This window comes from Paenibacillus sp. NRS-1782 (assembly GCF_050467685.1).
Classification (GTDB): Bacteria; Bacillota; Bacilli; order Paenibacillales; family Paenibacillaceae; genus Paenibacillus; species Paenibacillus terrae_A.
In genome coordinates, this window is the sequence record NZ_JBITPH010000041.1 from 1 (window position 1) to 25,128 (window position 25,128).

Consider the following 25,128-nt stretch of genomic DNA (forward strand, 5'->3'; position numbering starts at 1 on the left):
CCTATATCCCCAGCCATTAAGAGCCATTAGCTCAGCTGGTAGAGCACCTGACTTTTAATCAGGGTGTCGAAGGTTCGAATCCTTCATGGCTCACCATTTATATTTATTTTGCGGTCGTGGCGGAATTGGCAGACGCGCACGGTTCAGGTCCGTGTGGGCTAACCCCCGTGGAGGTTCGAGTCCTCTCGACCGCACCATATTTTGCGGACGTGGCTCAGCGGTAGAGCATCGCCTTGCCAAGGCGAGGGTCGCGGGTTCGATTCCCGTCGTCCGCTCCATTATCCATTCGGCGCCATAGCCAAGTGGTAAGGCAAAGCTCTGCAAAAGCTTCACTCCCCAGTTCAAATCTGGGTGGCGCCTTTACTGCTCATTATGGATTACATTTTGCGCCCTTAGCTCAGCTGGATAGAGCGTTTGACTACGAATCAAAAGGCCGGGAGTTCGAATCTCTCAGGGCGCGCCATTTTCTTAAAAATGTATAATATCGGGATGTAGCTCAGCTTGGTAGAGCACCTGGTTTGGGACCAGGGGGTCGCATGTTCAAATCGTGTCATCCCGATACTGATTTGCGGGTGTAGTTCAATGGTAGAACTTCAGCCTTCCAAGCTGATAGCGTGGGTTCGATTCCCATCACCCGCTTTTTGCTATAGCGGATTCTTGTTGCCTCAGTGGTGACACCTTATAAATAAAGAGAGCCTGTCTGGGACAGCGCTCTCTCTTTTTTTATTTATGCTGTTGTATCTTTACACAGGAATGGTCAGTTGGATGGAGGTCCCCTGTTCCGGTGCAGAGGTTACGCTCATCCATCCTCCTACTCCCCTGGCTCGTTCCTCCATGCTGAACAGTCCCACGCCCTCCCCTTGGGATTGCTTGGAGAATCCAATACCTTCATCCCAAATAGTCACTTGTATGGTCTCACTCCGATCCTCTACGTTGACATGTGCCTCTGCTACGTCCGCATACTTGGCTACATTCGTCAAGGCTTCCTGTACAATCCGATAAATTGCTATTTCTTTGCGGATATCAAGGCGTTTACGCAAATTACATTGAAAATGTACCTCAATTCCGTAATGAGAACAATAGTTTTCAATATAGGTCCGTATGGCCGGTACGACGCCCAAATCATCCAGAACCGACGGACGAAGTTCCCATGCCAGTCCGCGGACATCCTTAATAATGTCAGTCACCTGTGAACGCAGCTTTTCCAGAGCAGGACTAGGCTGTTCAGCAAGCTGGCTATCCAGTTGAATAATCAGCGCAAACAAGCTTTGCCCAATTCCATCGTGAAGCTCTCTTGAGAAACGTTTGCGCTCTTCCTCCTGTATTTGCATCACTTGCGTCATCATCGTCTGAAGCTCAGCCTCTACTTTTTTTAGTTTGGTTACCTCATTACGGATCGCCAAATACTGATAGGGCTTACCTTCTTCGTCCATGGATGGAACGATGGTGGTATTCACCCAATAGTAGGTGTTGTCTTTGGCTCGATTACGTATCTCTCCCTGCCATACCTCGCCTGAACGAATTGTGGTCCACAGGTTTTTCATAAAGGCAGGGGGATGATAGCCCGAATTAATGAGGCGATGATCCCGACCGATCAGCTCTTCACGACTGTATTGCGAAATCTCGCAGAACTTGTCGTTGACGTACTGAATAATGCCCCGGTGATCGGTCAAAGCAACGATAGAGGACGTATCCAACGCAAATTTCAGATTGGATAGCTGGTGAAGTGAGTTACGCAGTGCATGGAGAAAAGGGGATTCCGGTATATGCGCTTCCAAATTATCCAGCAGCTTATCGGCTGACTCGCCAAAAGCATGCTGGAGCAAAGGATTAGAAGGTTCATTCATAATGCAGCAGCCCCTTTTTTAGTGCAAATTTGACCAGCTCGGGCCGTGTTTTCAGGTTAAGCTTCTCCATCAGGTTACTTTTGTGGGACTCAACGGTTTTGACGCTGATCACCAGACGCTCGGCAATTTCCTTGTTTGCATATCCCTTGGCTACCCACGAAAGGATTTCCTTTTCACGTTCAGAAAGGGACTCATATGGGCCGGCTATGCCTTCCTTTTTGATCTTATCCAGATATTCACTCATTAGTCGTTTGGTTGCATTCGGGTACAGATAGGCGCTACCTTCGGCCACAGACTGAATGGCAGCAAGTAATTCCTCGTGAGGTGCGCTTTTTAAAATATATCCGGAAGCTCCGGCCTGAATGGCCCGGAACAGATATTCTTCATCGTCATGCATCGTTAAAATAAGCACTTCCGTATCGGGCAACTGTTTTTTCAATTCAGTAGTTGCCGTAAGACCGTCTTTGCCAGGTGGCATACTAAAATCCATGAGTACAACATGGGGCTGTAACTCTATCGCCTTGCGAATCGCTTCATCCCCGTCCGCTGCATCTCCTACCACTTTAATACCGTGTTTGCCGTCCAGTAGGGCCATGAGGCCGGAACGTACGACAACATGATCATCCACTACAAGTATACGAATCAATTTGTCATCCCCTCGAACGGTAGAACCGTACATTTTATCATCATCATAGCAAATTTAAGGGATTCCAATCAACATAGGCAGTTAGATACAATTATATTTCGTAATATATATCCGTCTCATTTTCTATAAAAATGCTATTAATCTTATAGAGTAAGCGTGTGGGCACATAGCTGACCAAGCTGCTCGGCGACTTGTGTGGCCCCTGCGACGTCGGAATCGGTGAACACTCTCACATCACGATTACCAAGAAGCAATACACCGTTCGGCAGATCCCCTGTGCTGGAAAAGGGAATAGCCACAGCAGAGTGAAGCTGCTCCGCCAGCATCAGCGCACATTCCTGACGTAAACGGATGCTGCCGGAGAGCATAGCACTTACGGTCACGGTACGCCCCAGACGAACAGCCATCCCGGCAATACCATGTCCTACCTTAAAAGAAATACGCCGATAGCGTTCGCTACGGCTGCCAGAGGCATAATACCATTGCAACCTGCCGCCCGGCTTGGACATGAGCGCAAGTGCTGTGAGATCCCCATAGATACGATCTCTCAACTGATCCAGTGTTTTGCGCATTTCATCCGTTATTTCTAGCATAGAAGACACATCCTTTTTCGTAAAAAACCTTTAGCTCTAACTTTATTGTAGTCCCGGCAGTTATAAAAGTAAGTCAGGGAACCCCCTGATCTATAGGTACAGGAAACACTGACTTTTGAACATGCGGGGCAAGGAGTAGGAGGGAAGCCGATAAATTAGGCTCTGCTTGATGGTGGGAGTGATATTTATCACAGCGAATCAGGGAGTAGGAAGGTGTAAAATCAGGTGTTCTCCTGATAACAACTGATGCGTCAAAACTTTATGATATAGATATCAGGTAAACACGAGGAGGACACTAACATGCAAGCCACTTGTACGGAACGGTTTGGGGATGAAGTGGAACGCACGGGAATTCAGCTTTTTTTGACTGAGGAACATTTTGGGCTGCTGAAGGATATTATGTCCTGGAAAAAGGTAAAGGCCGGCATTACGCTTTTTAGAGAGGGCGAAGAATCGGAGCAGCTATATTATATACATTCGGGCCATGTTAAGCTTCGCAAGTCGACAGAAGACGGAAAAGAATTGATTTTGACCATTCAGCATCAAGGCGACTTGATTGGGGAGTTCAGCGGGATAGATGGAGAAGAGTATAGCTGCACTGCAGAAACAGCCGATGCCTGTGAGCTGGGCGTCGTGCGTGTTCAGGATCTGGAATCGCTTCTGTCCAAAAATGGAGCGATGGGCCTTCAATTCATTCAGTGGATGGCTATGAAGCAACGGATTATGCAATCGCGGTTTCGGGATTTGCTGCTGTATGGTAAAACAGGTGCATTGGCCTCTACGCTAATCCGGGCGAGTAACACATGCGGTGTAGCAGTGAAGGATGGCATTTTACTGAATATGAAGCTGAGTCACTCGGAGCTGGGCGAAATGATTGGAGCGACGCGGGAGAGTGTGAATCGGATGCTAAGCTCGTTGAAGGAGCAGGGGACGCTTGATACGCGGGATGGCAAAATAGTCATTCATGATCTCAAGGTGCTGCGCATGATGTGCTGCTGCCCTTCATACGGCCAATGTGCGCATGAAATTTGCCGACTCTAAAAAATATGAACATAAATAAGGCGGAGTCCCTGAGGACCCGCCTTATTTATGTCTTCTGACAACCTGCACTTATACACCAGCATTTTGCAACATTCGATTCCGAACGCTTAAAAGTACAATATATAGACGAACTAAACCATTTCGATCTTTATATTGCTGATTTGAAATCGCTCTTGGGACTTATGCAAAATGCTCACATTTTTAATATAAAAAAAGCTAATCAACGCCGTATAGCGGTCAATTAGCTGGGGAGACGATTATTGATCTATTTCAACCTGTTCTGTTTGGAGGACACTTAAGGCTTGAAGTTTACGTGTAATTTCCTTTTGCCACTTTATATCTCCGACTTGTACCGCAAGATTGAGAAGATCCAAATAATCATCAATATGCAGGGAGGTTCTACTAAAAGCTTCTTTCACTGCGGTCCTGCCTCCTTTGGAGTCCATGTATATTTCCCTTTTAATAATGAGAATCATTATCAAAGAATGAGCTTATTCATATTATGCCTGTGTTCGAGATAAATTGCAAGGTATGATATGAATGAATTTTGAAGCGCACGAATGAGGGCTTGAAAAAACAAACCCTTCTCCTTAAGTTCACACATTGTTCACTTCTTTTCTATAGAACATAATGAAAAAAACAAGCGGGCATTGAGTGTTCACAGACGGGAGACAATTCGCGCAATGCTTCAACAAGAGGAGGAAAAAGATAATGGGCAGAACAAAAATGAAAGCGTTTGCTATTTTGGTGGCGAGCGCCTTGGCATTGACGCTGACAGCTTGTAATAACGGACAGAGCGCAAGTCCGGGAAACTCAGGCAGCAAGGGTGGAGACGTTGCAAGTAAAGAAGTGACGATTACCTTCCAGAACATTAATCCTGATCCTAGCACTCCTTCATACAAAATGATAAAGCAAATTGTAAGTCAATATGAGCAGAATCATCCGAATGTCAAAATTGAGCTGGATTCGCTGAATACAGATCAACAAAAGCTAAAGCTGAAAACACAGGCGGCGGCGAAGGAAGTTCCGGATATTACAATTGTAAACCCGGCCGCACAGATGAAGCCCTTCGTAGATGCAGGGCTGCTGGCTCCTCTGAACGATGTGGCGGATAAAGATGGGTTAAAAGATACATTTCAGGATGGACTGCTCCATTATTATAGCTTTGATGATAAGCTTTATGCTTTTCCGGACGGCAACAATATAGAAGTGGTGTTTTACAATAAAGAGCTGTTCAAGCAGGCGGGAATTCAAAAGCTGCCAACCACCTTTGATGAGCTGATAACGGCGGTCAAGGCGCTGAAGGGAAAGGGGATTACCCCGATTGCGATTGGGGAGAAGGATTCGTGGACCGGATCACTCCTTTTCATGAATATTTTGCTGCGTACGAATGAAGGACCGAATTTCCTCAAGGATGTGCTGGACGGCAAAAAGACGTTTAATGATCCGGCTTTTGTGGAAGCAGTGGATGCATTTCAGGAACTGGTGCAGGCAGGGGCTTTCCCGGATGGAGCAACATCCATTGACTATAATGCGGGCGGCAACATTTTTAAAACAGGAAAAGCTGCGATGTATATCATGGGCACATGGGAAACAGGGTCTATTGATGCTTCTTCGGTAGCAGGCAAGGTGGGCGCGTTCCAATTCCCTACGGTGAATGGCAAGGGAGATGTGAATGAGTATGTGATTGCGCCGGGCAGTGCGTTTGCGGTATCGGCGAACAGTGAGCATTTGCAGGAGACGAAGGATTTTCTGCACTATTTTATTACAGAGATGCCCAAGATCCAGTTTGATCTGAAAAATGCAATTGGCAGCGGGCAGAAAATGAAAGGCGATCTGAAGGAGGCGGGCTACTCCGAGCTGGCAATTAATCTCAATGAGCTGTTCAAAAATGTGAAGGGCGGCGACCTCGCATTTGATAATACGATGAATCCAGCTATCGCGCAGGCGCATCTGAGCAGTATTCAAAACCTGTTCGTGCAAAAAGAAGACTCTGCACAAGTTGCCAAGGAGCATCAGAGCGCTTTTGAAGCGAACAAATAGTTGCAGCTGAACAGGGAAGGGGCGCATTGGTTCCTTCCCTGATTTGGGATAACCATGAGCTGCCCATCCTTAGAAGATGTTCAGAAAAAACACAAAAGGAGATTGGAGCATGAATGTACTTAAGGTGCCGGCACGCACCATTGCCGTTTTCGTGCTGCCCTGCCTGCTGCTGTACACCTGTATGGTGTTTGTTCCGATTCTGGTGTCGGTATACTGTGGACTACTGGATTGGAACGGAATATCTGAGGCGAAGTTTGTAGGGCTGGCGAATTTCGAGCGAATATTTACAGCCGATCCGGTGTTCTGGCCGTCTGTGAAGCGGACGATGATGTTCGCTGTGTTCTCCATGCTGGAAATTCCGTTCTGTCTGCTGCTGGCTATTTTGCTTAATCGCTATGTGCGTAAGGCGAATACGCTGGTTACGATGTATTTTCTGCCAGTCATTCTGTCGGTGGTTATTATCGGGCAGCTGTGGAAGACGATCTATAATCCGGCCTCAATGGGTGGGATGCTGAACGGTATTTTGATGTCGGTCGGGCTGGAAAGCTGGACACGCTCATGGCTGACAGAACCGCAGCTTGCCATGTATGCTCTCTATTTTGTGTCGTTGTGGCAGTATTTTGGCTATCATTTGCTGATTCAGTTTACCGGGGTGCAAAATATTCCGAATGAGTTGTACGAGGCAGCCAAAATGGATGGAGCTGAGGGTTTTAAAGCAGATCGGTATATTACGCTGCCGCTCATTGTGCCTATTTTCAAAATATCCATTGTATTGGCCTTTATTGGTTCTCTGCAATCGTTCGATCTGATCTGGGTGATGACGGGTGGAGGGCCTGCTCATGCAACGGATACGGTGTCCACGTATATGTATAACATGTCTTTTTTGTCCATGAAATATGGATATGGCAGTGCATTGGCTTCGTTTCTCGTGATTATCTGCTTGTCATTTACAATTGTGATAAATTTTGTTTTCAAACGAATCGAAAATAAGGTAAGCTAAGGGGGATGAAGCTGTGATCACCATGAAAAGAACATTGGTCTTTTCCTTGCTGGCGGTCTTGATCGTCACGCAGCTGTACCCACTCTTCTGGCTGCTGACCTATTCGTTGAAGACGAATGAAGAGATTTTGAGCGCAAGCTTCTTTGCACTCCCTCAAGTGCCCCAGTGGCACAACTATCAGGAAGCGTATGAAGCAGGGAGCTACTTGCGCTATTTGGGAAACAGTGTGCTGGTGACCGGGGTTACGATGTTATTCGTCATTTTGTTAAGCTCGATGACTGCTTATGCGATTGCGCGTTTCCGCTGGCGCTTTGGAGCTGCTGTGCTGACCTTGTTTCTGATCGGAATGATGATTCCGATGCAGGCAACGCTGCTGCCGCTGATGGTGATGTTCAAAAACATCAACATTCTCAATACGTATTTCTCGCTAATTTTACCCTACATTGCTTTTCAGACACCGATTGCGGTTTTCATCCTGTCCGGCTTTATGCGGTCCATTCCCCACGAGATTGAAGAATCCGCTTACATTGATGGAGCGAGCATTTATCGTATTTTTCGCAGTGTGATCTTACCTATCTCGATTCCGCCAATGATGACGGTGTGTATTTTGACCTTTATTAATATCTGGAATGAATACATTATGGCTGCCACCTTTATCTCGTCAGAGAAGCTCAAAACACTCCCTTTCGGCGTCTATACATTCGTCAGTCAGTATTCTGTGAATTACGGCAATATTGGCGCTTTTCTGGTCATGGGGGCCTTACCGGTCATTATTATTTATTTTGTCCTGTCCGAAAAGATTACCAAGGGCATGGTAGCGGGGGCGATTAAAGGGTAGGCGAGCGATTCGAAAGGAGCGCACGGAGGTATGATGCGCCGTTTTCAGTCTATTCACCACCGCTTGTTTATTCTATTCCTCTTGAGCATGTCCGGTATTGTGCTGGCGATCAGTCTGTTATTTTATAACCGTACTACAGTACAGTTCCATGATAAGGTCAGTGAGCTGGCTCGTAAAAATGTTTCTCAAACGGCAGGACTGTTCGAACTGCTGCTCAGCAGCTATAACAGTCTGTCCAAATCGATCAGCAACAATATGGATTTGGTTCGTCTGCTAACGACGGATACCAGTGATTTACCCGCCGTCAATTACATCAATGAACGTACAATTACCAATATTCTGGGAGCTATCTATTATTCGCGTGAGGACCTGATAGGCATTCATGTCATTACAGACACAGGCAAGGTGTACAACTACGGTAATTACATGAATGTTATTGATACCGATTACGAACACACTGAATGGTATAAGGAAATTCGAAAGTCAGCGGGCAAAATCGCATGGTTGGGCGTTTATCCTCACTCTGTCATTGACCAGGTGGAAACCAGACCGGTGTTTGCGTTCGGGCGCCAGCTCTATGATCTGGATGAGCATAAGCCGATTGGTATCGTCCTGTTTGAAGCTGAACCGCGCTCGGTTCTGTCCGCCCTCCATAATTTGCGGCTGGGCACCAATAGTCAGGTATATCTGGTAGGCCATAAAAATCGGATTGTGTCGGCTACTTCCTCTGAACCGCCACCGGATCTGCAAAGTCTGGAGCAGCAGGTGCCTGAGGATGATGTCATTGTTAATCGGAGTAATGAGAAGGTTGTAATCGCTTCTAAGTTGCCGTTTGCCGATTGGTCGGTCATTAGTGTGACACCCAGCGGGGATTTAAACGTGGAGCTGGTGCAAAATCAAAGGTATTTGCTCATCGTGGTGCCTGTACTCATTATTTTATCCGCGCTGATTGCCTCCATCGTCTCCAGACGTATTTCGCTTCCGCTGAAGCGGGTCATTCGCGAAATGAAACGGGTAGAGACGGGGAATTTCCGCCATACGGTGGAGATTGAATCTTATGAGGAAATCAACCAATTGGCGACATCCTTCAACCATATGGTAAGACGGATTGCCGATTTGATCGAGCTGGTACGCATATCATCGGTCAGTGAAAAAAATGCCGAGTTGCACGCGCTCCAGACGCAGGTCAATCCGCATTTTCTGTATAATACGCTGGATATGATCTATTGGATGCTGGATGAAAAGGGGCAGGATCAGCTCGGGGAAGTGGTGCTCTCCTTATCCCATATGTTCCGCTACAGCAGTCATTGGGAGGAAGGGACCGATGTCAGCCTGCGCGAAGAAGTGGAGCAGATCGGGCATTACCTCACGATTATTCAGGCACGGCTGGAAGGCAGGGTATCCGTAGACATCAGTATTGATGAGCGCTGGATGGATATCCGCTTGCCGAAAATGACCTTACAGCCGTTGATTGAAAATGCAGTCAAGCACGGACTCGAGCCTCTTCATGCGAATACAGGCGGCAAGCTGCTCGTCAGGGCAGAGGAATATGACGGTGTATTAAGTCTGCATATTATGGATAATGGCGCAGGGATGGAGTACGAACGATGGGAGGTGGTTCAGGTTGCTTTGGCAGAACCCGGCAAGCAGACGGGCAGCGGGCAGGTGGGAGGCATCGGCCTGCAAAATCTAAATTTACGGCTACGGCACATGTTCGGAGAAGAGTACGGCCTACGGATCTCCAGCGTACCTGGGGCCGGAACGACAGCCACTGTAAGTGTGCCTCTGCCACAGAAGGAGGAGAATCATGAATATTCTGATAGCTGACGATGAAAGTATGATTCGGCAGGGGATTCGGCGCACCATTGGTCAGGCTCTGCCAGCCTGCGGCATTCATATCGCTGCTTCCACCGAGGAAGCAGCAGGCATTCTGGCGGAGCATCCCGTGGATATTGTATTGACCGATATCCTGATGCCCGGTATGGATGGTCTGGAATTCATGCGCATTTCCAAGCGAAAGCATCCTCATCTGCAGTGGGTTGTTATTTCGGCCCATTCCGACTTCCAATATGCACAAAGAGCAGTAAAGCTGGGTGCCAAAGACTACCTGTTAAAGCCGATTGGCAAAAAAAAGCTGCTCGAATGCATTGAAATGCTGGCGGCCGAAGCACTTGTCGCTTCACAGCAGGCGAGCGAGGGCAAGCTTCTCAAGTCCAATATGGTCTATTTGCGTGAAGCTGTTTTTCAACGCCATGCACTTGGACTGGATACTGGGAAGCTCGATATACAGCCGTTTGTGGAAAACTATCCGGAGTTTCATCTCTTCATGGTTCGTATGGAACCTGATCACAAGCAGACACACCTGGAGCATTTTATGATTGAAAATGTACTATCCGAGCTGGTTGAGGCAGGCGGGAGTGGCTTTGTCGTCAGTCTCGACCGCCATAGCCTGCTGGGTATTGCACGGCTGCGGGATGAGGCAGAGGCGGCACGGCTGGAAACGTTGCTCGAATCCCACTTGAAGCGTTATGTGAAGGTGCCGTTACAAATTACGCGTTCGGGAGTTCACCACAATTTTGCGTCTATTCCTGAAGAAGTGGTACGGCTAAGACGAACGCCCGAGGAGATTGCAGCGGCGGCGGTGGACGCGGGAGAATGTTTGCGAAAAGGCATGCATACGGTGGATGTGGCGTTGCAATATATTCGTACACATTTTACAGAGGAATTGTCGCTGGAGAAGGTGGCTTCGGTTGTCTTTTTGAATCCGGTGTATTTCAGCCAGTTGTTCAAGCAAAAAACTGGACAAGGCTACAAGGATTACGTTATTTGCTTGCGGATGGAGGAAGCAAAGCGGCTGCTCAGTGATCCTCATCTTCGGTTGGCCGATATTTCCGAGCGGATTGGCTATCAGGACATGCGGCATTTTACACAGGTGTTCCGGCGCAAATGTGGAATGACTCCGACCGAGTATCGGCATCAGGGAGTCAAATAAGGCGGTATCAACGAAGGAATGATGGAAGTTCCTCCAGTATAAGGCTGTTTCATGAGTAGGGCTGTAGAGCATCTACTTGGGAGCAGTCTTTTTCGTGTCTCCAGCCTGTAGCTGTTCAACCAATTTGCGAGCTGCATTAGATAAATAACGATCCTTTGTGGTACTTTGAAGATATAGGCCAAATGTAAAGGGGAATATACTTTATGAAGACACCAAGGATCGGCAAGGAGCTGTTCACGCTGTTGGACGGCAAGGCATTGGAGAACAAGCAGCATGAAGCGATGATGCTGCTGACGGTCACGGAGGATCAATGGCCGCATATTGCAATGATTAGCGTGGGCGAGGTTGTAGCGCTGGATGAGGGAAATCTGCGTCTGGCACTATGGCCGGGCACGACAACGACGGGCAACATGATCCGTACCAGGAAGGCGACACTCGCGGTGTTCATCGGCGGGAAGGCGCATTATGTCCGATTGTCGCTGGAACACTTGTCGGCTTTACCCAGGGCCAAGCATGTACGCGAACGGTTTGCGGCACAGGTATTCGCAGCCAGAGAGGATTCTGCTCAATATGCGGATATCCTGACAGGTGTTACGGTCCGACTTAAGGAGCCAGAAGCAGTGTTAAATCGCTGGGAAGAAACAGTGGCAGAACTGTTAATGTAAAATGTAGTAGTTAATAAGGACCAAATTTTCTTTAAAGCCTAAACTATTCTTTTCCACATGTCGAAATAAAACGTAGGTATAAGGATTTTGCGAAATCCTTAATTTTAAGTTTTGAAATGGGAGGGAATTAGATTTTGAAGAATAGATGGTCCGGTTTCTTGGCGTTGGTCATCCTGATCTCAAGTTTTACATCATACGCAGGGTTTGCATCCGCAGCTGATCCGGTGCTTTCCAAGATTGTCCTTTCCTCTAACGAGGTAACTGTGCAGCAGGGGGATGCGGCTGCGTTGACGGCTACGGCTATTTATGCCGATGGGACGACTTCAAATGTAACGGTAAGCACGGATTGGAAAAGTGATAATACTGCTATTGCTACGGTATATAACGGTACGGTTTCAGGTAAGGGCGAAGGGGATGCGACTGTGGTTGCGACCTATAAAGATAAGATACAATCGGTTCAGGTACATGTAACGAAAAAGGTTAAGGCGCTCACATCCAGTGTACAAAGCTTGAGCTTGCGTTCAAGCGGCACAGGACAGATTAATCTGACAGCGACTTACAGTGATAATACAACTGCTCAGGTTTCGGGCGATGCTACCTGGACCTCGGATAACCAGAAGGTAGCAACCGTAGTTAACGGATTGGTTACCGCTCAGGGAGCAGGTACAGCCAACATTAAGGCCGTATACGGTCAACAAACCGTAACGATTGCTGTGCAGGTAGAACAGGTTAAACGCTTGGATGTCAGTCCATCTGAGGCTTCCCTTTTGCTGAAGGATACCGAGAAGGTCAAATTGACGGCGACCTTCCCGGATGGAACGGTGCAGGATGTTACTGAGTCTGCCGAGTGGAGCTCCAGCAATGCAGCCGTAGCGGATGTGCTGAAAGGCACCATTACCGGCTACAGCGCAGGTAAAGCGACGATTACAGGTAAATATGGTACGATGTCTGCTACCATTTCGGTGGATGTCGATCAAACGAATAAGCTGAAAGCCAGCGAATCCAGTATTTTTCTCCGTTTGGATGAATCCAAGAAAATACAGGTTTCTGCGGTGTACCCAGATGGAACGGTAACGGATATCACAGATAAAGCTACATGGTCCACAAGCGATGAAAAAATTGCGACAGTGAATAAAGGAACGATTATGGCCATTGGAGCGGGTTCGGCTACGGTGACCGCTAAGTATGGTGATAAGACGGTTTCGATTAAGACAGACGTAGAAACCTCCAGATATCTGAATTTGAGTGAGGACAAGCTGAGCCTGAATGCCAAGGAATCCAAAAAGCTCAAGCTGACCGCGACGTATGTAACAGGTGTGGAAGAAGATATCACGGATAAGGCAGAGTGGAAGTCCAGCAATGAAGATATTGCTTTTGTCAGCAAGGGTGAAGTAACGGGCTATAAAACAGGTGAGGCTACAATCACAGCTTCCTATGGCGGCAAAACAGTCACAGCGACGGTATCTGTGAATGTGCCTGGTGACCTGTCCCTGTCCTCCAAAACAGCAACGATTGATATTGATGAGGATTATGTTGCTACTCTGACCGCTACGTATGCGGATGGTCGTAAGGAAGATGTGACACAGGATGCAGAATGGACTTCAAGTGCGGCGGATGTTGCTTCGGTGTCCAAAGGAACCATTACGGGTAAAGCAGCGGGTAAGGCGGTTGTTACCGCCACTTATAATGGCAAAAAGCTGACTATTAATGTACAAGTCGGTCTCGTAGACCGTTTGGAAACAGACACACGCGTGATTGCGCTGGGTGCCCAGGAAACGAAGCAGTTGAAAGTAACAGGCGTCAAGAGCGGCGGTACAAAAACAGATGTAACCAAGGATGCGACCTGGACTACCAGCAGTGTGAAGGTGGTCGAGGTTAGCGAGGGCTTGATCAAAGCGAATGGCAGTGGTAAGGCTACTGTTACAGCTTCTTATGGCAAGCAAAGCATTACATTTACAGTAGAAGTGGATGTAGCGCAACAGATTGAGGCAGATGCTATCGCGCTATCGCTTAAATCCGGAGATCAAAAAACCATCGCAATTGTGGTCAAATCCAGTGATGGCAAAGAAAAGGACGTTACGGCCCAAGCCGAATGGAAAACGTTAAATTATAAGGTAGCTACAGTCAAAAAGGGCCAGGTTACCGCGGTAGGCTACGGTAAAACCAATATTCAAGCGAAGTTTGGCGGGAAATATATCACCGTACCTGTGGATGTCGATACGCTTAAATATCTGCAAACCGACGAAGTCTCGCTGAATTTGAAAGCAGGACAGGTAGCCAAGGTTACGGCTACAGCTACGTATAAGGATGAGTCGGAGAAGGATGTATCCAAGCCGGCAGTCTGGTCCTCGTCCCGAATTATTGTTGCCACAGTCAAAGACGGCAGCATTAAGGCACAGGGTAAAGGTAAAGCTGTGATTACCGTGAAATATGCAGGAAAAACGACGAAGGTACAGGTGAACGTACAGTAAGAAAAAAGGGGTGTCCCAAAAGCCATGGAAATGGCAATGGGACGCCCCTTTGCTTTAAGAAGGATATTCGGTGGCACTACCGCTTAGAAGCTATGACTTATCCTTCTTGGCTGGTATGTTGCGCGTAAGCGACTCCGTCAGACGCTTGCCGGTCGGCGTTTGGGCCAGGCCGCCCTTGGCTGTCTCGCGGTGCTTGGATGGCATCGCGCTGCCGACTTCGAGCATCACGTCGATGACTTCGTCAGACGGGATGGCGCTGCGCACACCCGCCAGAGCCATATCCGCAGCGGCAAGCGCGGTCACGGCTCCCAGCCCGTTGCGCACGATGCACGGAATCTCCACGAGTCCGGCGACGGGGTCGCAAATCAGGCCGAGCGTGTTTTTGAGCGCGAGGCCTACTGCATGGATGGCCTGGTCTGGCGTACCGCCGCGCAGCTCGACCATGGCCCCTGCGGCCATCCCGATGGCTGAGCCAATCTCGGCCTGACAGCCTCCCTCCGCACCGGAGATGAAGGAATTGTTGGCGATGACGTAGCCAATCGCTCCAGCGGCGAACAGTCCGCGCACCATATGCTCGTCATCCCAGCCGAATCGCTCCTGCGCGCTGATGAACACGCCGGGGATGACTCCGCATGAGCCTGCGGTGGGCGTGGCGACAATGCGACCCATGGACGCATTGACCTCCGATACGGAGAGGGCATACGCCATGGCGAGTACCGAGGCATCGCCGGAGCAGGTTTCTCCTGCGCGCAAATATTCCGTCAGGCGTTTGCCGTCGCCGCCCGTCAATCCGCTGCGGGATACAGTGTCCTGTGTTTGCCCGCGATGAACGGCTTCCTTCATGACTTCGTAATAATCAGACATTTGGCGGAGGATTTCTTCCTCTGGTGTGTTCGTCTCTTGCACCTGTTCCTTGATCATCATGCGCCCAATCGTAGTGGATTCCTCGGCGCACAAGGCACCTAATTCATGCAGATGGCTAAACCGCATCGGATTCAGCTCCTTTTTTCAAGTTAATCATTTTGATTTCATACATATGAGGCAAAGCTCGCAGCTCTGCAATTAATTTAGCCGGAGCGGGACTATCTGTTTCAATGGCAGTGAGCGCTTCGCCATCCCGGCCTTTGCGATCCACGTGCATGTAGGCAATGTTAATGTCAGCTGCGCCCAGCGCCGAAGTCACCGCGCCCAATGTTCCGGGCTTATCCGAGTGGAGAAGCACCAGCGTAGGCAGCTCTCCGGTTAGGTTGACCCGGAATTCGTTGAGCTGCTGAACATGAATGTTTCCGCCGCCGATGGAGGAGCCTAGCAGCGTGCGTTGATCTTCACCCTTCCATAGCTCGAAGCGGACCGTATTCGGATGAGGGGCGGGCAGTCCGCTGACAGCCAACTCTACTTCCATCCCGGCCTGCTCTGCACATTGCTCGGCATCTGGAATCCGGTAGTCGTCTGTATCGTAATTCAGCAGTCCGGCAATGAGTGCCAGGTCTGTGCCGTGTCCCTTGTACGTATCGGCAAATGAGCCGTACAGCGTCATGCGGGTACGGTCAGGTTGCACACCGAGCCAGTGCCGGGCAACACGTGCGAGCCGCACCGCGCCAGCGGTATGTGAGCTGGAGGGTCCGGTCATAGCCGGACCGATAATAGAAAATACATCCTTGAAACGCATGGTGTGGCCCCCTGTATGTTTGAATACCATAGTATATGGTGCTGCCGCGCCTTTGCGCGGGTGTGACGGCTTCTAATGCTGACGCAGCATGTGAGTACAAAAAAGGACAGGATAAGGAAATTTCCCTTATCTCTGTCCTCGTTACCTGAGAGTTTCGTACGGTGTCATACCCGCCTTACCCCTTGGGTGGCTTGCGCTCTCTCCAGAGTTGCGTCAGATGACGATACATGGACCTGAGAGATTATCCGCCAGCCGGGTGCTGACGTCTTGCTCCTTCGGTGCTGCCGGGATGTGATTCCCAGACAGGCTCTCCCGTCATCTTCATTCGCGTATACCGTTCAACATTTCCTCCTAAGCGTAATGTATGCCATGCCTGGTGTCAATCACAGGTTGGGATTTTACATAATTTAGGACTCTTCGTTCCATTCGGCCAGGTCAAGGCAGAGGGCGCGTTGACGGTAGCAGAAGCGCTTCAGCACCAAAGCATGGAGCCTATTCCAATCCGGCCAAAGGCATGAGTACGGAAGAAGCTGCATCTCCGGTTATTTTTGGTGCTGAAAATTAATCTGTGGTTGGTTTTTTCAATGATCGTGATAGTCTATTCTTAATTGATATATCCATATACTGGTGATAGGATAAGTTCAAATTATTCCGACTAAATCGGTGTGTAATGTTCATGAGAAGTTTAACATCAAGCGTGGTGCGCATAAGCAGGACAAGACCATGGAGAATGGAGGAAGCATATACATTGAGTAGCGAGCCGGTGTTGGAAATCAAAGGGTTAACGGTATCTTTTGGCATTAAGGATGAATATTACCCCGCAGTCGACCATCTGGATCTGACGGTCAACCCCCTCATGCGCTCAAGGACCTACAGCAGGCGCAAGCTTCCATTGAGGAGCTTCGCACCTCAATGGAAGCTTGCGGATCGGTATCACTTTGCTGGAGCTGGATAACCGGATGGACCTTGGCATTGTGCTGACAAAACGTTCAGGCTGGCGGCAGCCCTGATCATGCTACGCGTGCTGAATGCTAATGAGTGCGCACCTCCAGCCTGCGTGCAAGCAGCGACATGCTGTAATTAACAGCGAAGTACAAGAAGGCGGCGAATAGCAGAGCAGGAATGACGAAGGACTGATTTTGACCGCCAACAATCTGAATGTTATGCGTCAGCTCCGGCAGACTGATAATGACCGCGAGAGAAGTATCCTTGAGCAGGGAAATGAACTGGCTGACGATAGGTGGCACCATGCGGCGGAGCGCTTGTGGCAGAATGATATGCCATAACGTTCTGGAATAGCTCAGCCCGGAGGACCGTGCGGCTTCAATCTGTCCTTTATGGACGGAGTTCAAGCCGCTACGGACAATCTCGGCGATCATGGCCCCCTCAAAGATCGACAGGCCCGTAATAGCTGCCCATTTGAGCGAAATGGACAGGCCGATGGACGGTAAGACCATACCGATGAAGAAGATAATGAGCAATAACGGAAGATTGCGAATCAGATCGATTAAAAAGGCCGCTACTTGTGAAATGACAGGTAAACGCGTATAGCGCAGGATTCCAAACACGATACCAAGCACGAAGCTGAATATGATGGAATAAACGGAGACCTCCAGCGTTAGCAGGAAGCCCTCCAGTATAAAACGCACATTAGGCCATACAAACAAGCCGCTGAAATCCATACGGGCTTCCCTCCTCAGGATGTTTTGGACAGACGACGTTCCATATACAGGACAAGAAAGCTAAGTGGAACCGTCAAGGTAAGGTATAGCAACGCTGTGATGGCATAGACGGTGATGGGCATAAAGGTATCCGAGTTAATCAGATCCGAATAATACATCAGGTCCAGTCCCGCTACTATGGCCAGTACGGAAGAGTTTTTGACCAGATTGATGAACTGGTTGCCAATCGCAGGCAGTACAATTTTAATCGCTTGTGGCAAAATAATACTGATCATCGTCTGGTTGTAGCTCAGCCCGGAGGAGCGTGCGGCTTCGAATTGCCCCTTTGATACAGACTGGATGCCGGCACGTATCGCTTCTGCAATAAAGGAGGCGGTGTATACGGTCAAGCCAAGCGTTCCAGACACAAAACCATCCAAAGGAACACCCAAAGTAGGAAGTCCCAGATAAAAAAACAATACAACGATCAGCAACGGGATATTACGAATGACCTCTACGTAGACGGTGCCAATCCAGTTCATCCATTGAAAGGGAGCGATTCGGAGGATGGCGATGATCGCTCCCAGAATAAAGCTTCCGATCAAGGCAATGACACTGGCTTGAACGGTATGAAGCAAGCCTTCTATGAAGCGGTCGCTATGGTCGAAAAGTACGTTGATATCAAAAGTAAGCATCTGCGGATGACACCCCCATTATTCGGGTTTAACCCCAAGCCATTGCTCGTGGAGCTTATCGTATTCACTGTTGCTTTTCAGCTCCTTGAGCGTATCGTTAATGGCTTGCAGCAATTCCGTTTGTCCCTTCTTCACCGCAATGCCGTAAGGTTCCTCAGTGAAGTTTCCGCCTACGAGGGTGTAATTCGGATCTTGCTGTTGCATGCCGAGCAGAATAGAGTTATCGGTGGTCAACGTCTGACCTTGACCTGCCTTGAGTGCGTTGAATGCATCCTGGTAGTTTTCGAACTCCAGTATAGTCGCTTTGGGTGCTTTTTCGCGGATATTTTTGGCGGAGGTGGAGCCTTTAACTGCGAGTACCTTGGTAGCCGGGGTCAGGGACTCCAGACCGGTAATCGGGCTTCCTTTTTTCACGAGCAGGGATTGCCCGGCGTTAAAGTAGACGTCGCTGAAATCGACCTGCTTTTTACGTTCGTCCGAAATGGTCATGGTTGCGATAATGGCGTCGATGTCTCCGTTTTGCAGCAAGGTGATTCGTGTCTTGGACGTGACTTCCTTCAATTCAAGCTTGGTTTCGTCTCCAAAAATATGTTTGGCTACCGCCTTGGCAATGTCGATATCAAAGCCTTCTACTTTCCCGCTAGCCGGGTCTTTCAGACCGAACAGCTTGGTGTCGTATTTCACCCCAACAACCAGCTTGCCACGTTGCTTGATGGCTTCCAGCCCGTTGGCTGCCGCCGCCTCATTCCCCGACGTTGCCGTTCCTTGCTTGCCTCCACAGCCAGCCAAAACGAGTAGACAGGACAGCGTAAGCAGCATAAGGGCACTCCATGAATATCTTTTTCTCATTTGAACAATCTCCTTTCGATTAAAGGTCTGTTTAATGGTGAATCAGACGGCTCAGGAACAGGCGCGCCCGCTCTTCACCCGGATTCTGAAAAAACTCGGCAGGCTGACTGTCTTCTAAAATCTGTCCTTTGTCCATGAAAATGACGCGATCCGCTACTTCACGGGCAAAGCCCATTTCATGAGTCACTATGACCATGGTGATGCCCTGATGGGCGAGCGAACGCATAACATCCAGTACCTCTCCGATGGTTTCGGGATCCAGAGCGGAGGTAGGCTCGTCAAACAGCATGATCTTTGGATTCATAGCGAGGCCACGGGCGATAGCAACCCGTTGCTGCTGTCCCCCGGACAATTGGGCGGGGTAGCTCTGTGCTTTTTCCTCGATTCCAACACGCTTCAAATAGGTGATGGCTGTTTGGATAGCCTCTTTCTTCGAGATCCCCAGCACCTTCATGGGTGCGAGTACAATGTTCTCAATTACCTTTTTATGGGGATACAAATTGAAATGCTGAAATACCATACCGATATTGCGCCGGAACGCGTTAATATCAATCTTTTTGTCATGTACAGGTATCTCGTTGACGATCAGCTCCCCGTCCGATATGGTTTCCAAACGGTTGATGCAGCGTAGCAGGGTGCTTTTACCCGAGCCGGAGGGTCCGATGATCACGACGACCTCGCCCTCCTTAATCTGAAGATTGATGTCTTTAAGTACATGGAAGTGACCAAAATGCTTGTTGACGTTGCGAAACTGGATCAGAAGGCTCACCCCTTTCAGGCTTGGATACATAGCTTGGTAGATTGGCTGGCATGATAAAGCTCTATCAAAATTTCAAAATTTTCTCTCATGATACTATAAGCTTACAATGAAAAACAAGATTTTATGTCATAAAACTTCACTCAAAATATATTTTTATGTAATTATTCATGAGTGAATCGATATTTTCATATGTAGATGAGCATGCATGCACAAATTAATGTTATTAAATTTGACATAAAATAATCTCCTTCGACATTCCAAGGGAGAAACGTGACAAAAGCAACGTTATGTTTTACAGTAGGGGAGAAGGAATTTAGGGTAAAGGAAGGTTAGTGCAATGACGAAAGCTATTTCACCGCTGGTAACCGCATTGGGCATGGAGCCCCATCCGGAAGGCGGCTGGTACAAAGAAATGTGGAAGTCCCATTTTCAAATTCCGAAGCCTGTACTGCCGGATGTGTATTCCGGTCCGCGCTTTGCAGCTTCATCGACGTATTTTTTGCTGCATCCGGGCGAGTTCTCCGAGTGGCATGTCGTGCATTCGGATGAGCTGTGGCTGTATCATAGCGGAAGCCCTGTGGAGTTGAAATTGGGTGGAAGCGGAGAACAACCTGGTGAAGAAACGGTGATTATCGTCGGTGCCGATGTGGAGGCAGGACAGCATCCACAAGCGCTGGTGCCGGGCACAGTATGGCAAACGGCGCGTCCGCTTGGGGATGAGCCTGTGCTGGTAACCTGTGTCGTTGCTCCGGGATTCCACTTTGACGATTTCAAGCTGATTGCAAAGGACAAAACTGAATAAGGAAGTTTTTATTGGCGGGTGTGTTCCTTAAATTAACAGGATGGCCCGCCTGATTTATATTCTCTGCTGGGTTTGGATTGTTTTCTGGCTTATAGAGGTGAAGGTTTTTTTGGGGCATGGACATTATGGCGCTTTCGAATGTCTTTTGCGAGGTTTTTGATCCGTGTAGTGTTGTATGAGCTGCTCTGTTTCCGGTTAATCTTGGAATATACGGCATAGCGATTTCTTCCCATTCGTTTGGCATGGTACATGGCGATATCTGCCTCTTTGAGCAATGTCTGCAGATTGTCCTTCTGGGATGGGTTCAAGCTAATACCGATACTTCCTGTGACAGATAGTCTGTGTCCATGAATGCTGTAGGCGCTGCTGATTTTTCTTAGGAGGAGTTGCGCCAAAATTTTTACCTGGTCGGAATCAAAATTTTTTATAATGAGTAAAAATTCATCCCCTCCAATTCGAAAAGCCTTTTGGTTCGCATTCATGACTTGTAGCAGATGAAGGCTAACTTCATGTAACAGCATATCGCCAACCTTGTGTCCATAAGCATCATTAATGGCTTTGAAGCCGTCCAGGTCAATGTATAAAATAGCAGTGCTTTCTTTGCCTTTATGTTGCTTCCAAAAGTGGTTGAGCGCATTCCGATTGAACAAACTTGTTACAGGGTCTTGGTAAGCAAGTTTCCTTAGCATAGTTCTTTCCACAAATACAGACCTTAAAAAAATCCCAAGGCATGTCCATACGATCAGGTTTAAGATCAATAAACACAAGAGCATATAGGAGTTTTGAGCTAAATTCAAGTTCATGTCACCACCCATATCATGATAGTACCCCTTCCTCGCTTTGTGTAAGCCAGAAAGGGGATTGTTTGATTATTTCATTCTTTTATTTTTGTGCATCCGTCTGTATTTCAAATAGGCACCCAGAAGAATGAAAGACATTCCGCTCAAATAGAAGGGAGCAGGACTGTTTTCTCCTGTCTGCGGTAATTTATTTACCTGCGGAGTACGACCTGAATCACTTGGGTCCTCGGGGTCCTCAACAGGGAACTTGATGCCTCCTTTGGGTATGGGTTCATCTTCAATCTCTACAGGTGGAGACGATTTCTGAGGAGGATCCATTTCTGGCGATTCCGGCAGCGCATCGGGTTCTTCAGGAGGCTGCTCAATCTCTGGAACACCCAATGGCACATCTTCATCTTCAACGATCTGTGGCTCATTGGTTACTGGCTTAACGGGTACATTCGGCGTTTCTGTGGGCTCAGGATCTTTATCGTGCTTTTTACCTGAACCCGGATTCGTAGGTGTTCCTGGATTCGTAGGCGTTTCTGGATCGGTAGGTTTACCCGGATCAACAGGGGTCTCTTTTTCATTGGTCACCACGATCTGCTTAATACCTGAGCTTTGTTTAACCGTGGCGTCTATGTTGACCGCTGTCTTCGAGGCTGTTATTTTATAGCCTGCTGGAGCTGCAAGTTCCTCCAGAATATATTCATCATACAGCAATGAATTGAACAAAATTTTCCCGTCTGCATTGGTAGTTTGAATGAGCGGGGCTCTTTTTTGGTTCTTATCATAGAGTGCAAAGCGTGCTCCAGGCAACACCTTGTCAGGATGATCCTGGTCAACCTTGGTCACTTCCAGGCTTCCTGTTATGCCTCCCCCTGAACCTGAGCCGGAGGATGTCCGCACGATGATTTCTTTACTGGTTTCTCTCAGCTCCGTAGTTAAGCGGTCGCCCTCAAAATAGACGCTGTTACTCACTTTCGCTTTATCATCCGCTTGAATGAAAGATTGATATTCCAAAATATAGCCGGATGAAATGGCCTGTGTGAAGCCAAGCTCAAAGGATTGCTGACCTTGATCGTTTGTCGTAATTTTCAGCTTATAATCCTGATCCTTGACTAATTCAGTGCCTTTGGCAGCCTCTTCGTTGGCTGATACTTTGGTGGAATACAAATGAAAGGAATCTTCAATCAGGATTTGATTGCTGCTGGGTGTATCCACGATTTTGGCGTTGGAGACATAAGATTGCCCTTCATTGATCCGGATCTGCCATTCGATCTTATTACCATTCTGGCTACCGGCTTTTGTAACGTATTCTCCCCCATGAGGCACAGTTACTTTGGCTGCCCACTCAGAGATCATGTTTTTTCCATCCATCAGCAGAGCCTTATTGTTGATTTCTTTATCAATAAGCTCTCCCTCCAAGGTGGTCTGGAAAGTGATCCAGTAGGGAGTGTTGATCTGTTCATTAAAACGGATACGCAGCTCATTGCCGTTATCAGCGGTGGGAAGAACAAGGGTGTATTGGTCTGCCGACAGTTGAGCTCCCTTTTCCACACCATTCCACCACCCAAGCAGTGTCATGTCATACACTTTGACAGAGCCGGGAACCAGCTTCTGACCTTGCTGTAGCGTATCCTTTATTTCAGCCTGATTCAGGGTTTTACGGTTATAGTTCGTCAAGATGTCCCATGTGATGTGCTTGGAGGTAGCGTTATAGCTTCCTTGCTTGGCACCGTTCTGCTGTGTCAGATTGTCAGGCCATAGCCGGGCTTCGGCTTCAGCAGAGTAGGGCGTTCCATTTTGCACCCATGAGATGGAAGCTTTATTCCAGAACTCCGACTTGCTCGTATCCTTTTTCCATTCATTGTTAAATGTTGTTGAATAGCTGATGGTATACGCGTCCTGGATCGTTTTATGGAAACGTATCGTGAATCCTTGCTTATAGTCATGTGATAAAGGAATCAGTTCATAATCTGCTGGTGATGTTAGTGTTGATTTTCCGTCCGCGCTTTGGATCTTTAATGTATCTGGTAAAAGAGCCAAACCGCCATTCGGAAACGTATCGTTGATCACAACCTGATTCATCGTATATTTATCCTTATTGATGGCAATAACCCAGGGAATCGTTTTTGTGTTGTAGTTCGGTTCCTTGAAGCCTTTAACAATGACCCCGCTTTTTAGCTCAGTGGTGGTATCTTTGGTTACTCCATCAGACGTTACGGTATTCGTTATACGTTCATTTTTAAGTACACGATCTACCGCCTTGGTTTGATAACGGATCGTGTATGCTTCCTCTACATCGTAGTTGAAGCGTAAATCGAAGCCGTTGGCCGTTTCATTGCTAACCAGTGAGACGGTATATTCGGAGGAAGAAAGTTCCTCAGAAGTTGATCCTTTGTACACTTTAAGTGAACCAGCCACGAGCTCTTGGCTTTTGTTGAAGCGGTCAGTTAACACGGCTTTCCCGGCGGGAATTTTCTTTTCGCCAAAATTATACTTGATCGCCCAGGATACCGTTTGCGTAACCGGATCGTATTGCTCCATTTTTTTGGACAAGAATTCGCCGCGTTGAACGGTTACTGTAGCTGTTGCAGAAGCGTCTTTCGTATTGCTGCCAGAAAAAGTGGCTGTGTTGGAAAAACGTGATTCTTCGCTGGTGATGTTAGTGGAGTATTGGATTCGGTATGCGCTACGGATGTTTTCATCTTTAAAACGGATGATGAAGCCGGTACCAGCCGAATCGGCTTCCAGCGTATACTTATCCTTATCCACCGGATCACGCAGCAAGGTTGAACCATCCACGTTGATTTGTAAATAATATAACCGGATAGAATCCCTTACCAGCTCCAATCCTTGGGGAGTCGGGTCAGTGACTACAGCATGTTGAACCGTATCCAATTGTTTATTTACGTCAATCGTCCAATCAATCTGACGGGTTCCATTGGCTTTCCCCTGCTTATCCAGGGAAGGGCCTGCCGCAGGCTTGATATTTACGACTGCTGTTTGTACGCCCCCCTTGATCGGGATGGCGATAATGACCTCTGTACTGCCATTTTCAATTTGCTTGCTGAACTCGGTCTTAACCTCCAGTTTTCCGCTGACATTGGAATGGCTCTCCAGGTAATCGTTAAAAGTCATGACCACTTTGCCTTGGCGGTCTACCGTGAAATGGCCAACATTTCCATCTGTCGTAACCAAAGGAGAGGAGATATCTGTGTAGATTTCAAATTGCTCGGGCAATTGAAAGGTAAAGGTGTCTCCGGCCTTGTACGTATTGTTGGGAAGCTCCCAGTCATAAATGAGATGGACTGCATCGTCAATGTCCAAGCGACTATCGGGATTGTATACCGCATCAATCACTTGACCGGTCGCATCGGTCAGGGTAAGTTTCGTTAATATACTCGCTTGAGCAGCTTCTTCAGAATTTGTGGCGACCGCTGCTTGAACAACAGGAGCTGGTAGGGAAGGAGGCATCTGTTGTTCTGGTTCTATGACTGGTTCTGTTTCGGGTACTACGATATCATATACATCATTTGTAACGGTTTGCTCTGCCTCGGTTCCAGCAATCTCCGGCTGATCCGGGGCAGGGATTTGAGCATAAGCTTGGGTGATACCAAAAAAACTTTGTAAAATGAGTAATAGTGCAATAATTAGTACATTCCATTTTTTTCTCATACTCTATTTAATTCTCCTTTCTAAAGATTATTGTATAAAGATTACTGTATATTGTATTCATGTCAGGACGTTTATAGCATCCCTCCTTCTTTCACG

The 25,128-nt window shown here is 48.0% G+C and carries 22 protein-coding genes, 7 tRNA genes and 1 riboswitch; of the genes, 17 read left to right on the top strand and 12 right to left on the bottom strand.

From position 1 onward, the window contains the following. Nucleotides 1-20: 20 nt before the first annotated feature. The 7 genes from ACIFQM_RS16125 to ACIFQM_RS16155 all read left to right on the top strand — a co-directional run bounded on the left by ACIFQM_RS16125 (nt 21) and on the right by ACIFQM_RS16155 (nt 639). Nucleotides 21-96: transfer RNA gene (locus tag ACIFQM_RS16125), tRNA-Lys, on the top strand. Nucleotides 97-110: 14 nt separating this feature from the next. Further along, a tRNA-Leu gene (locus ACIFQM_RS16130) sits at nt 111-197 on the top strand. Nucleotides 198-203: 6 nt separating this feature from the next. After that, a tRNA-Gly gene (locus tag ACIFQM_RS16135) sits at nt 204-278 on the top strand. Nucleotides 279-288: 10 nt separating this feature from the next. Beyond that, nucleotides 289-360, top strand: a tRNA-Cys gene (locus tag ACIFQM_RS16140). Between the two features lie 26 nt (nt 361-386). Next, nucleotides 387-463: transfer RNA gene (locus ACIFQM_RS16145), tRNA-Arg, on the top strand. 22 nt (nt 464-485) lie between these two features. Continuing rightward, nucleotides 486-559, top strand: a tRNA-Pro gene (locus ACIFQM_RS16150). A 9-nt stretch (nt 560-568) separates the two neighbouring features. Continuing rightward, nucleotides 569-639: transfer RNA gene (locus tag ACIFQM_RS16155), tRNA-Gly, on the top strand. 104 nt (nt 640-743) lie between these two features. Here the strand turns inward: ACIFQM_RS16155 and ACIFQM_RS16160 are convergent. The 3 genes from ACIFQM_RS16160 to ACIFQM_RS16170 all read right to left on the bottom strand — a co-directional run bounded on the left by ACIFQM_RS16160 (nt 744) and on the right by ACIFQM_RS16170 (nt 3,086). Further along, entirely contained in the window at nt 744-1,847 is a 1,104-nt protein-coding gene (locus ACIFQM_RS16160) for a PAS domain-containing sensor histidine kinase (protein ID WP_430041276.1), read from the bottom strand. Continuing rightward, nucleotides 1,840-2,493, bottom strand: coding sequence for a response regulator (locus ACIFQM_RS16165; protein ID WP_044647721.1), 654 nt, complete (start codon nt 2,491-2,493; stop codon nt 1,840-1,842). Before ACIFQM_RS16165 ends, ACIFQM_RS16160 begins: the two co-directional genes overlap by 8 nt. 143 nt (nt 2,494-2,636) lie before the next feature. Further along, on the bottom strand, nt 2,637-3,086 hold the full coding sequence (locus tag ACIFQM_RS16170) for a GAF domain-containing protein (RefSeq protein WP_283654270.1): 450 nt from the start codon (nt 3,084-3,086) through the stop codon (nt 2,637-2,639). Nucleotides 3,087-3,386: 300 nt separating this feature from the next. Between ACIFQM_RS16170 and ACIFQM_RS16175 the strand changes: the two genes are divergently transcribed. Continuing rightward, the gene (locus ACIFQM_RS16175; protein ID WP_283654271.1) at nt 3,387-4,127 is read left to right on the top strand and encodes a Crp/Fnr family transcriptional regulator; all 741 of its coding nucleotides are present in this window, start codon (nt 3,387-3,389) and stop codon (nt 4,125-4,127) included. 257 nt (nt 4,128-4,384) lie between these two features. On the opposite strand, the gene ACIFQM_RS16180 is transcribed toward ACIFQM_RS16175, so the two are convergent. Continuing rightward, entirely contained in the window at nt 4,385-4,546 is a 162-nt protein-coding gene (locus tag ACIFQM_RS16180; protein WP_014279404.1) for a lysine-specific demethylase, read from the bottom strand. A gap of 292 nt (nt 4,547-4,838) precedes the next feature. Between ACIFQM_RS16180 and ACIFQM_RS16185 the strand changes: the two genes are divergently transcribed. From ACIFQM_RS16185 to ACIFQM_RS16215, 7 genes are all read left to right on the top strand, one after another. Further along, nucleotides 4,839-6,170, top strand: coding sequence for an extracellular solute-binding protein (locus tag ACIFQM_RS16185; RefSeq protein ID WP_430041278.1), 1,332 nt, complete (start codon nt 4,839-4,841; stop codon nt 6,168-6,170). A gap of 109 nt (nt 6,171-6,279) precedes the next feature. After that, nucleotides 6,280-7,170, top strand: coding sequence for a carbohydrate ABC transporter permease (locus ACIFQM_RS16190; protein ID WP_430041280.1), 891 nt, complete (start codon nt 6,280-6,282; stop codon nt 7,168-7,170). 22 nt (nt 7,171-7,192) lie between these two features. Further along, nucleotides 7,193-8,008: a carbohydrate ABC transporter permease gene (locus ACIFQM_RS16195; protein ID WP_430041281.1), complete on the top strand. Its 816-nt coding sequence runs from the start codon at nt 7,193-7,195 to the stop codon at nt 8,006-8,008. A gap of 30 nt (nt 8,009-8,038) precedes the next feature. Continuing rightward, entirely contained in the window at nt 8,039-9,835 is a 1,797-nt protein-coding gene (locus ACIFQM_RS16200) for a cache domain-containing sensor histidine kinase (protein ID WP_430041282.1), read from the top strand. Beyond that, entirely contained in the window at nt 9,816-11,000 is a 1,185-nt protein-coding gene (locus ACIFQM_RS16205; protein WP_430041283.1) for a response regulator transcription factor, read from the top strand. The genes ACIFQM_RS16200 and ACIFQM_RS16205 overlap by 20 nt, the downstream gene beginning before the upstream one ends. A gap of 203 nt (nt 11,001-11,203) precedes the next feature. Further along, complete coding sequence (locus ACIFQM_RS16210) at nt 11,204-11,665, top strand: pyridoxamine 5'-phosphate oxidase family protein (protein ID WP_430041284.1); 462 nt, start codon at nt 11,204-11,206, stop codon at nt 11,663-11,665. A 134-nt stretch (nt 11,666-11,799) separates the two neighbouring features. Continuing rightward, nucleotides 11,800-14,136 (top strand): Ig-like domain-containing protein, encoded by a 2,337-nt coding sequence (locus ACIFQM_RS16215; protein ID WP_430041285.1) that lies wholly within the window; start codon nt 11,800-11,802, stop codon nt 14,134-14,136. Nucleotides 14,137-14,226: 90 nt separating this feature from the next. On the opposite strand, the gene sdaAA is transcribed toward ACIFQM_RS16215, so the two are convergent. Beyond that, a complete protein-coding gene (gene sdaAA / locus ACIFQM_RS16220) occupies nt 14,227-15,126 on the bottom strand; it encodes an L-serine ammonia-lyase, iron-sulfur-dependent, subunit alpha (protein ID WP_430041286.1) in 900 nt (299 codons plus the stop codon). Then, on the bottom strand, nt 15,116-15,805 hold the full coding sequence (gene sdaAB / locus ACIFQM_RS16225; RefSeq protein WP_430041287.1) for an L-serine ammonia-lyase, iron-sulfur-dependent subunit beta: 690 nt from the start codon (nt 15,803-15,805) through the stop codon (nt 15,116-15,118). The genes sdaAA and sdaAB overlap by 11 nt, the downstream gene beginning before the upstream one ends. A gap of 211 nt (nt 15,806-16,016) precedes the next feature. Beyond that, nucleotides 16,017-16,130: riboswitch (glycine riboswitch) on the bottom strand. A gap of 423 nt (nt 16,131-16,553) precedes the next feature. On the opposite strand from sdaAB, the gene ACIFQM_RS16230 reads away from it, so the two are divergent. Then, complete coding sequence (locus ACIFQM_RS16230) at nt 16,554-16,760, top strand: hypothetical protein (protein WP_430041288.1); 207 nt, start codon at nt 16,554-16,556, stop codon at nt 16,758-16,760. A gap of 76 nt (nt 16,761-16,836) precedes the next feature. Here the strand turns inward: ACIFQM_RS16230 and ACIFQM_RS16235 are convergent, their stop codons facing one another. The 4 genes from ACIFQM_RS16235 to ACIFQM_RS16250 are packed head-to-tail and all read right to left on the bottom strand — an operon-like array spanning nt 16,837 to nt 19,800. Continuing rightward, nucleotides 16,837-17,487 (bottom strand): amino acid ABC transporter permease, encoded by a 651-nt coding sequence (locus tag ACIFQM_RS16235; protein ID WP_430041289.1) that lies wholly within the window; start codon nt 17,485-17,487, stop codon nt 16,837-16,839. 14 nt (nt 17,488-17,501) lie between these two features. Next, nucleotides 17,502-18,161: an amino acid ABC transporter permease gene (locus tag ACIFQM_RS16240; RefSeq protein WP_430041290.1), complete on the bottom strand. Its 660-nt coding sequence runs from the start codon at nt 18,159-18,161 to the stop codon at nt 17,502-17,504. A gap of 18 nt (nt 18,162-18,179) precedes the next feature. After that, nucleotides 18,180-19,010: a transporter substrate-binding domain-containing protein gene (locus tag ACIFQM_RS16245; protein WP_430041291.1), complete on the bottom strand. Its 831-nt coding sequence runs from the start codon at nt 19,008-19,010 to the stop codon at nt 18,180-18,182. A gap of 31 nt (nt 19,011-19,041) precedes the next feature. Then, a complete protein-coding gene (locus ACIFQM_RS16250; protein WP_430041292.1) occupies nt 19,042-19,800 on the bottom strand; it encodes an amino acid ABC transporter ATP-binding protein in 759 nt (252 codons plus the stop codon). A gap of 307 nt (nt 19,801-20,107) precedes the next feature. On the opposite strand from ACIFQM_RS16250, the gene ACIFQM_RS16255 reads away from it, so the two are divergent. Continuing rightward, nucleotides 20,108-20,572, top strand: coding sequence for a cupin domain-containing protein (locus tag ACIFQM_RS16255; protein WP_430041293.1), 465 nt, complete (start codon nt 20,108-20,110; stop codon nt 20,570-20,572). A gap of 89 nt (nt 20,573-20,661) precedes the next feature. Here ACIFQM_RS16255 and ACIFQM_RS16260 read toward each other — a convergent pair whose 3' ends face one another. Both ACIFQM_RS16260 and ACIFQM_RS16265 read right to left on the bottom strand, forming a co-directional pair. Further along, complete coding sequence (locus tag ACIFQM_RS16260; protein ID WP_430048273.1) at nt 20,662-21,387, bottom strand: diguanylate cyclase domain-containing protein; 726 nt, start codon at nt 21,385-21,387, stop codon at nt 20,662-20,664. A gap of 54 nt (nt 21,388-21,441) precedes the next feature. After that, nucleotides 21,442-25,032 (bottom strand): collagen binding domain-containing protein, encoded by a 3,591-nt coding sequence (locus ACIFQM_RS16265; RefSeq protein WP_430041295.1) that lies wholly within the window; start codon nt 25,030-25,032, stop codon nt 21,442-21,444. Between the last annotated feature and the right edge of the window lie 96 nt (nt 25,033-25,128).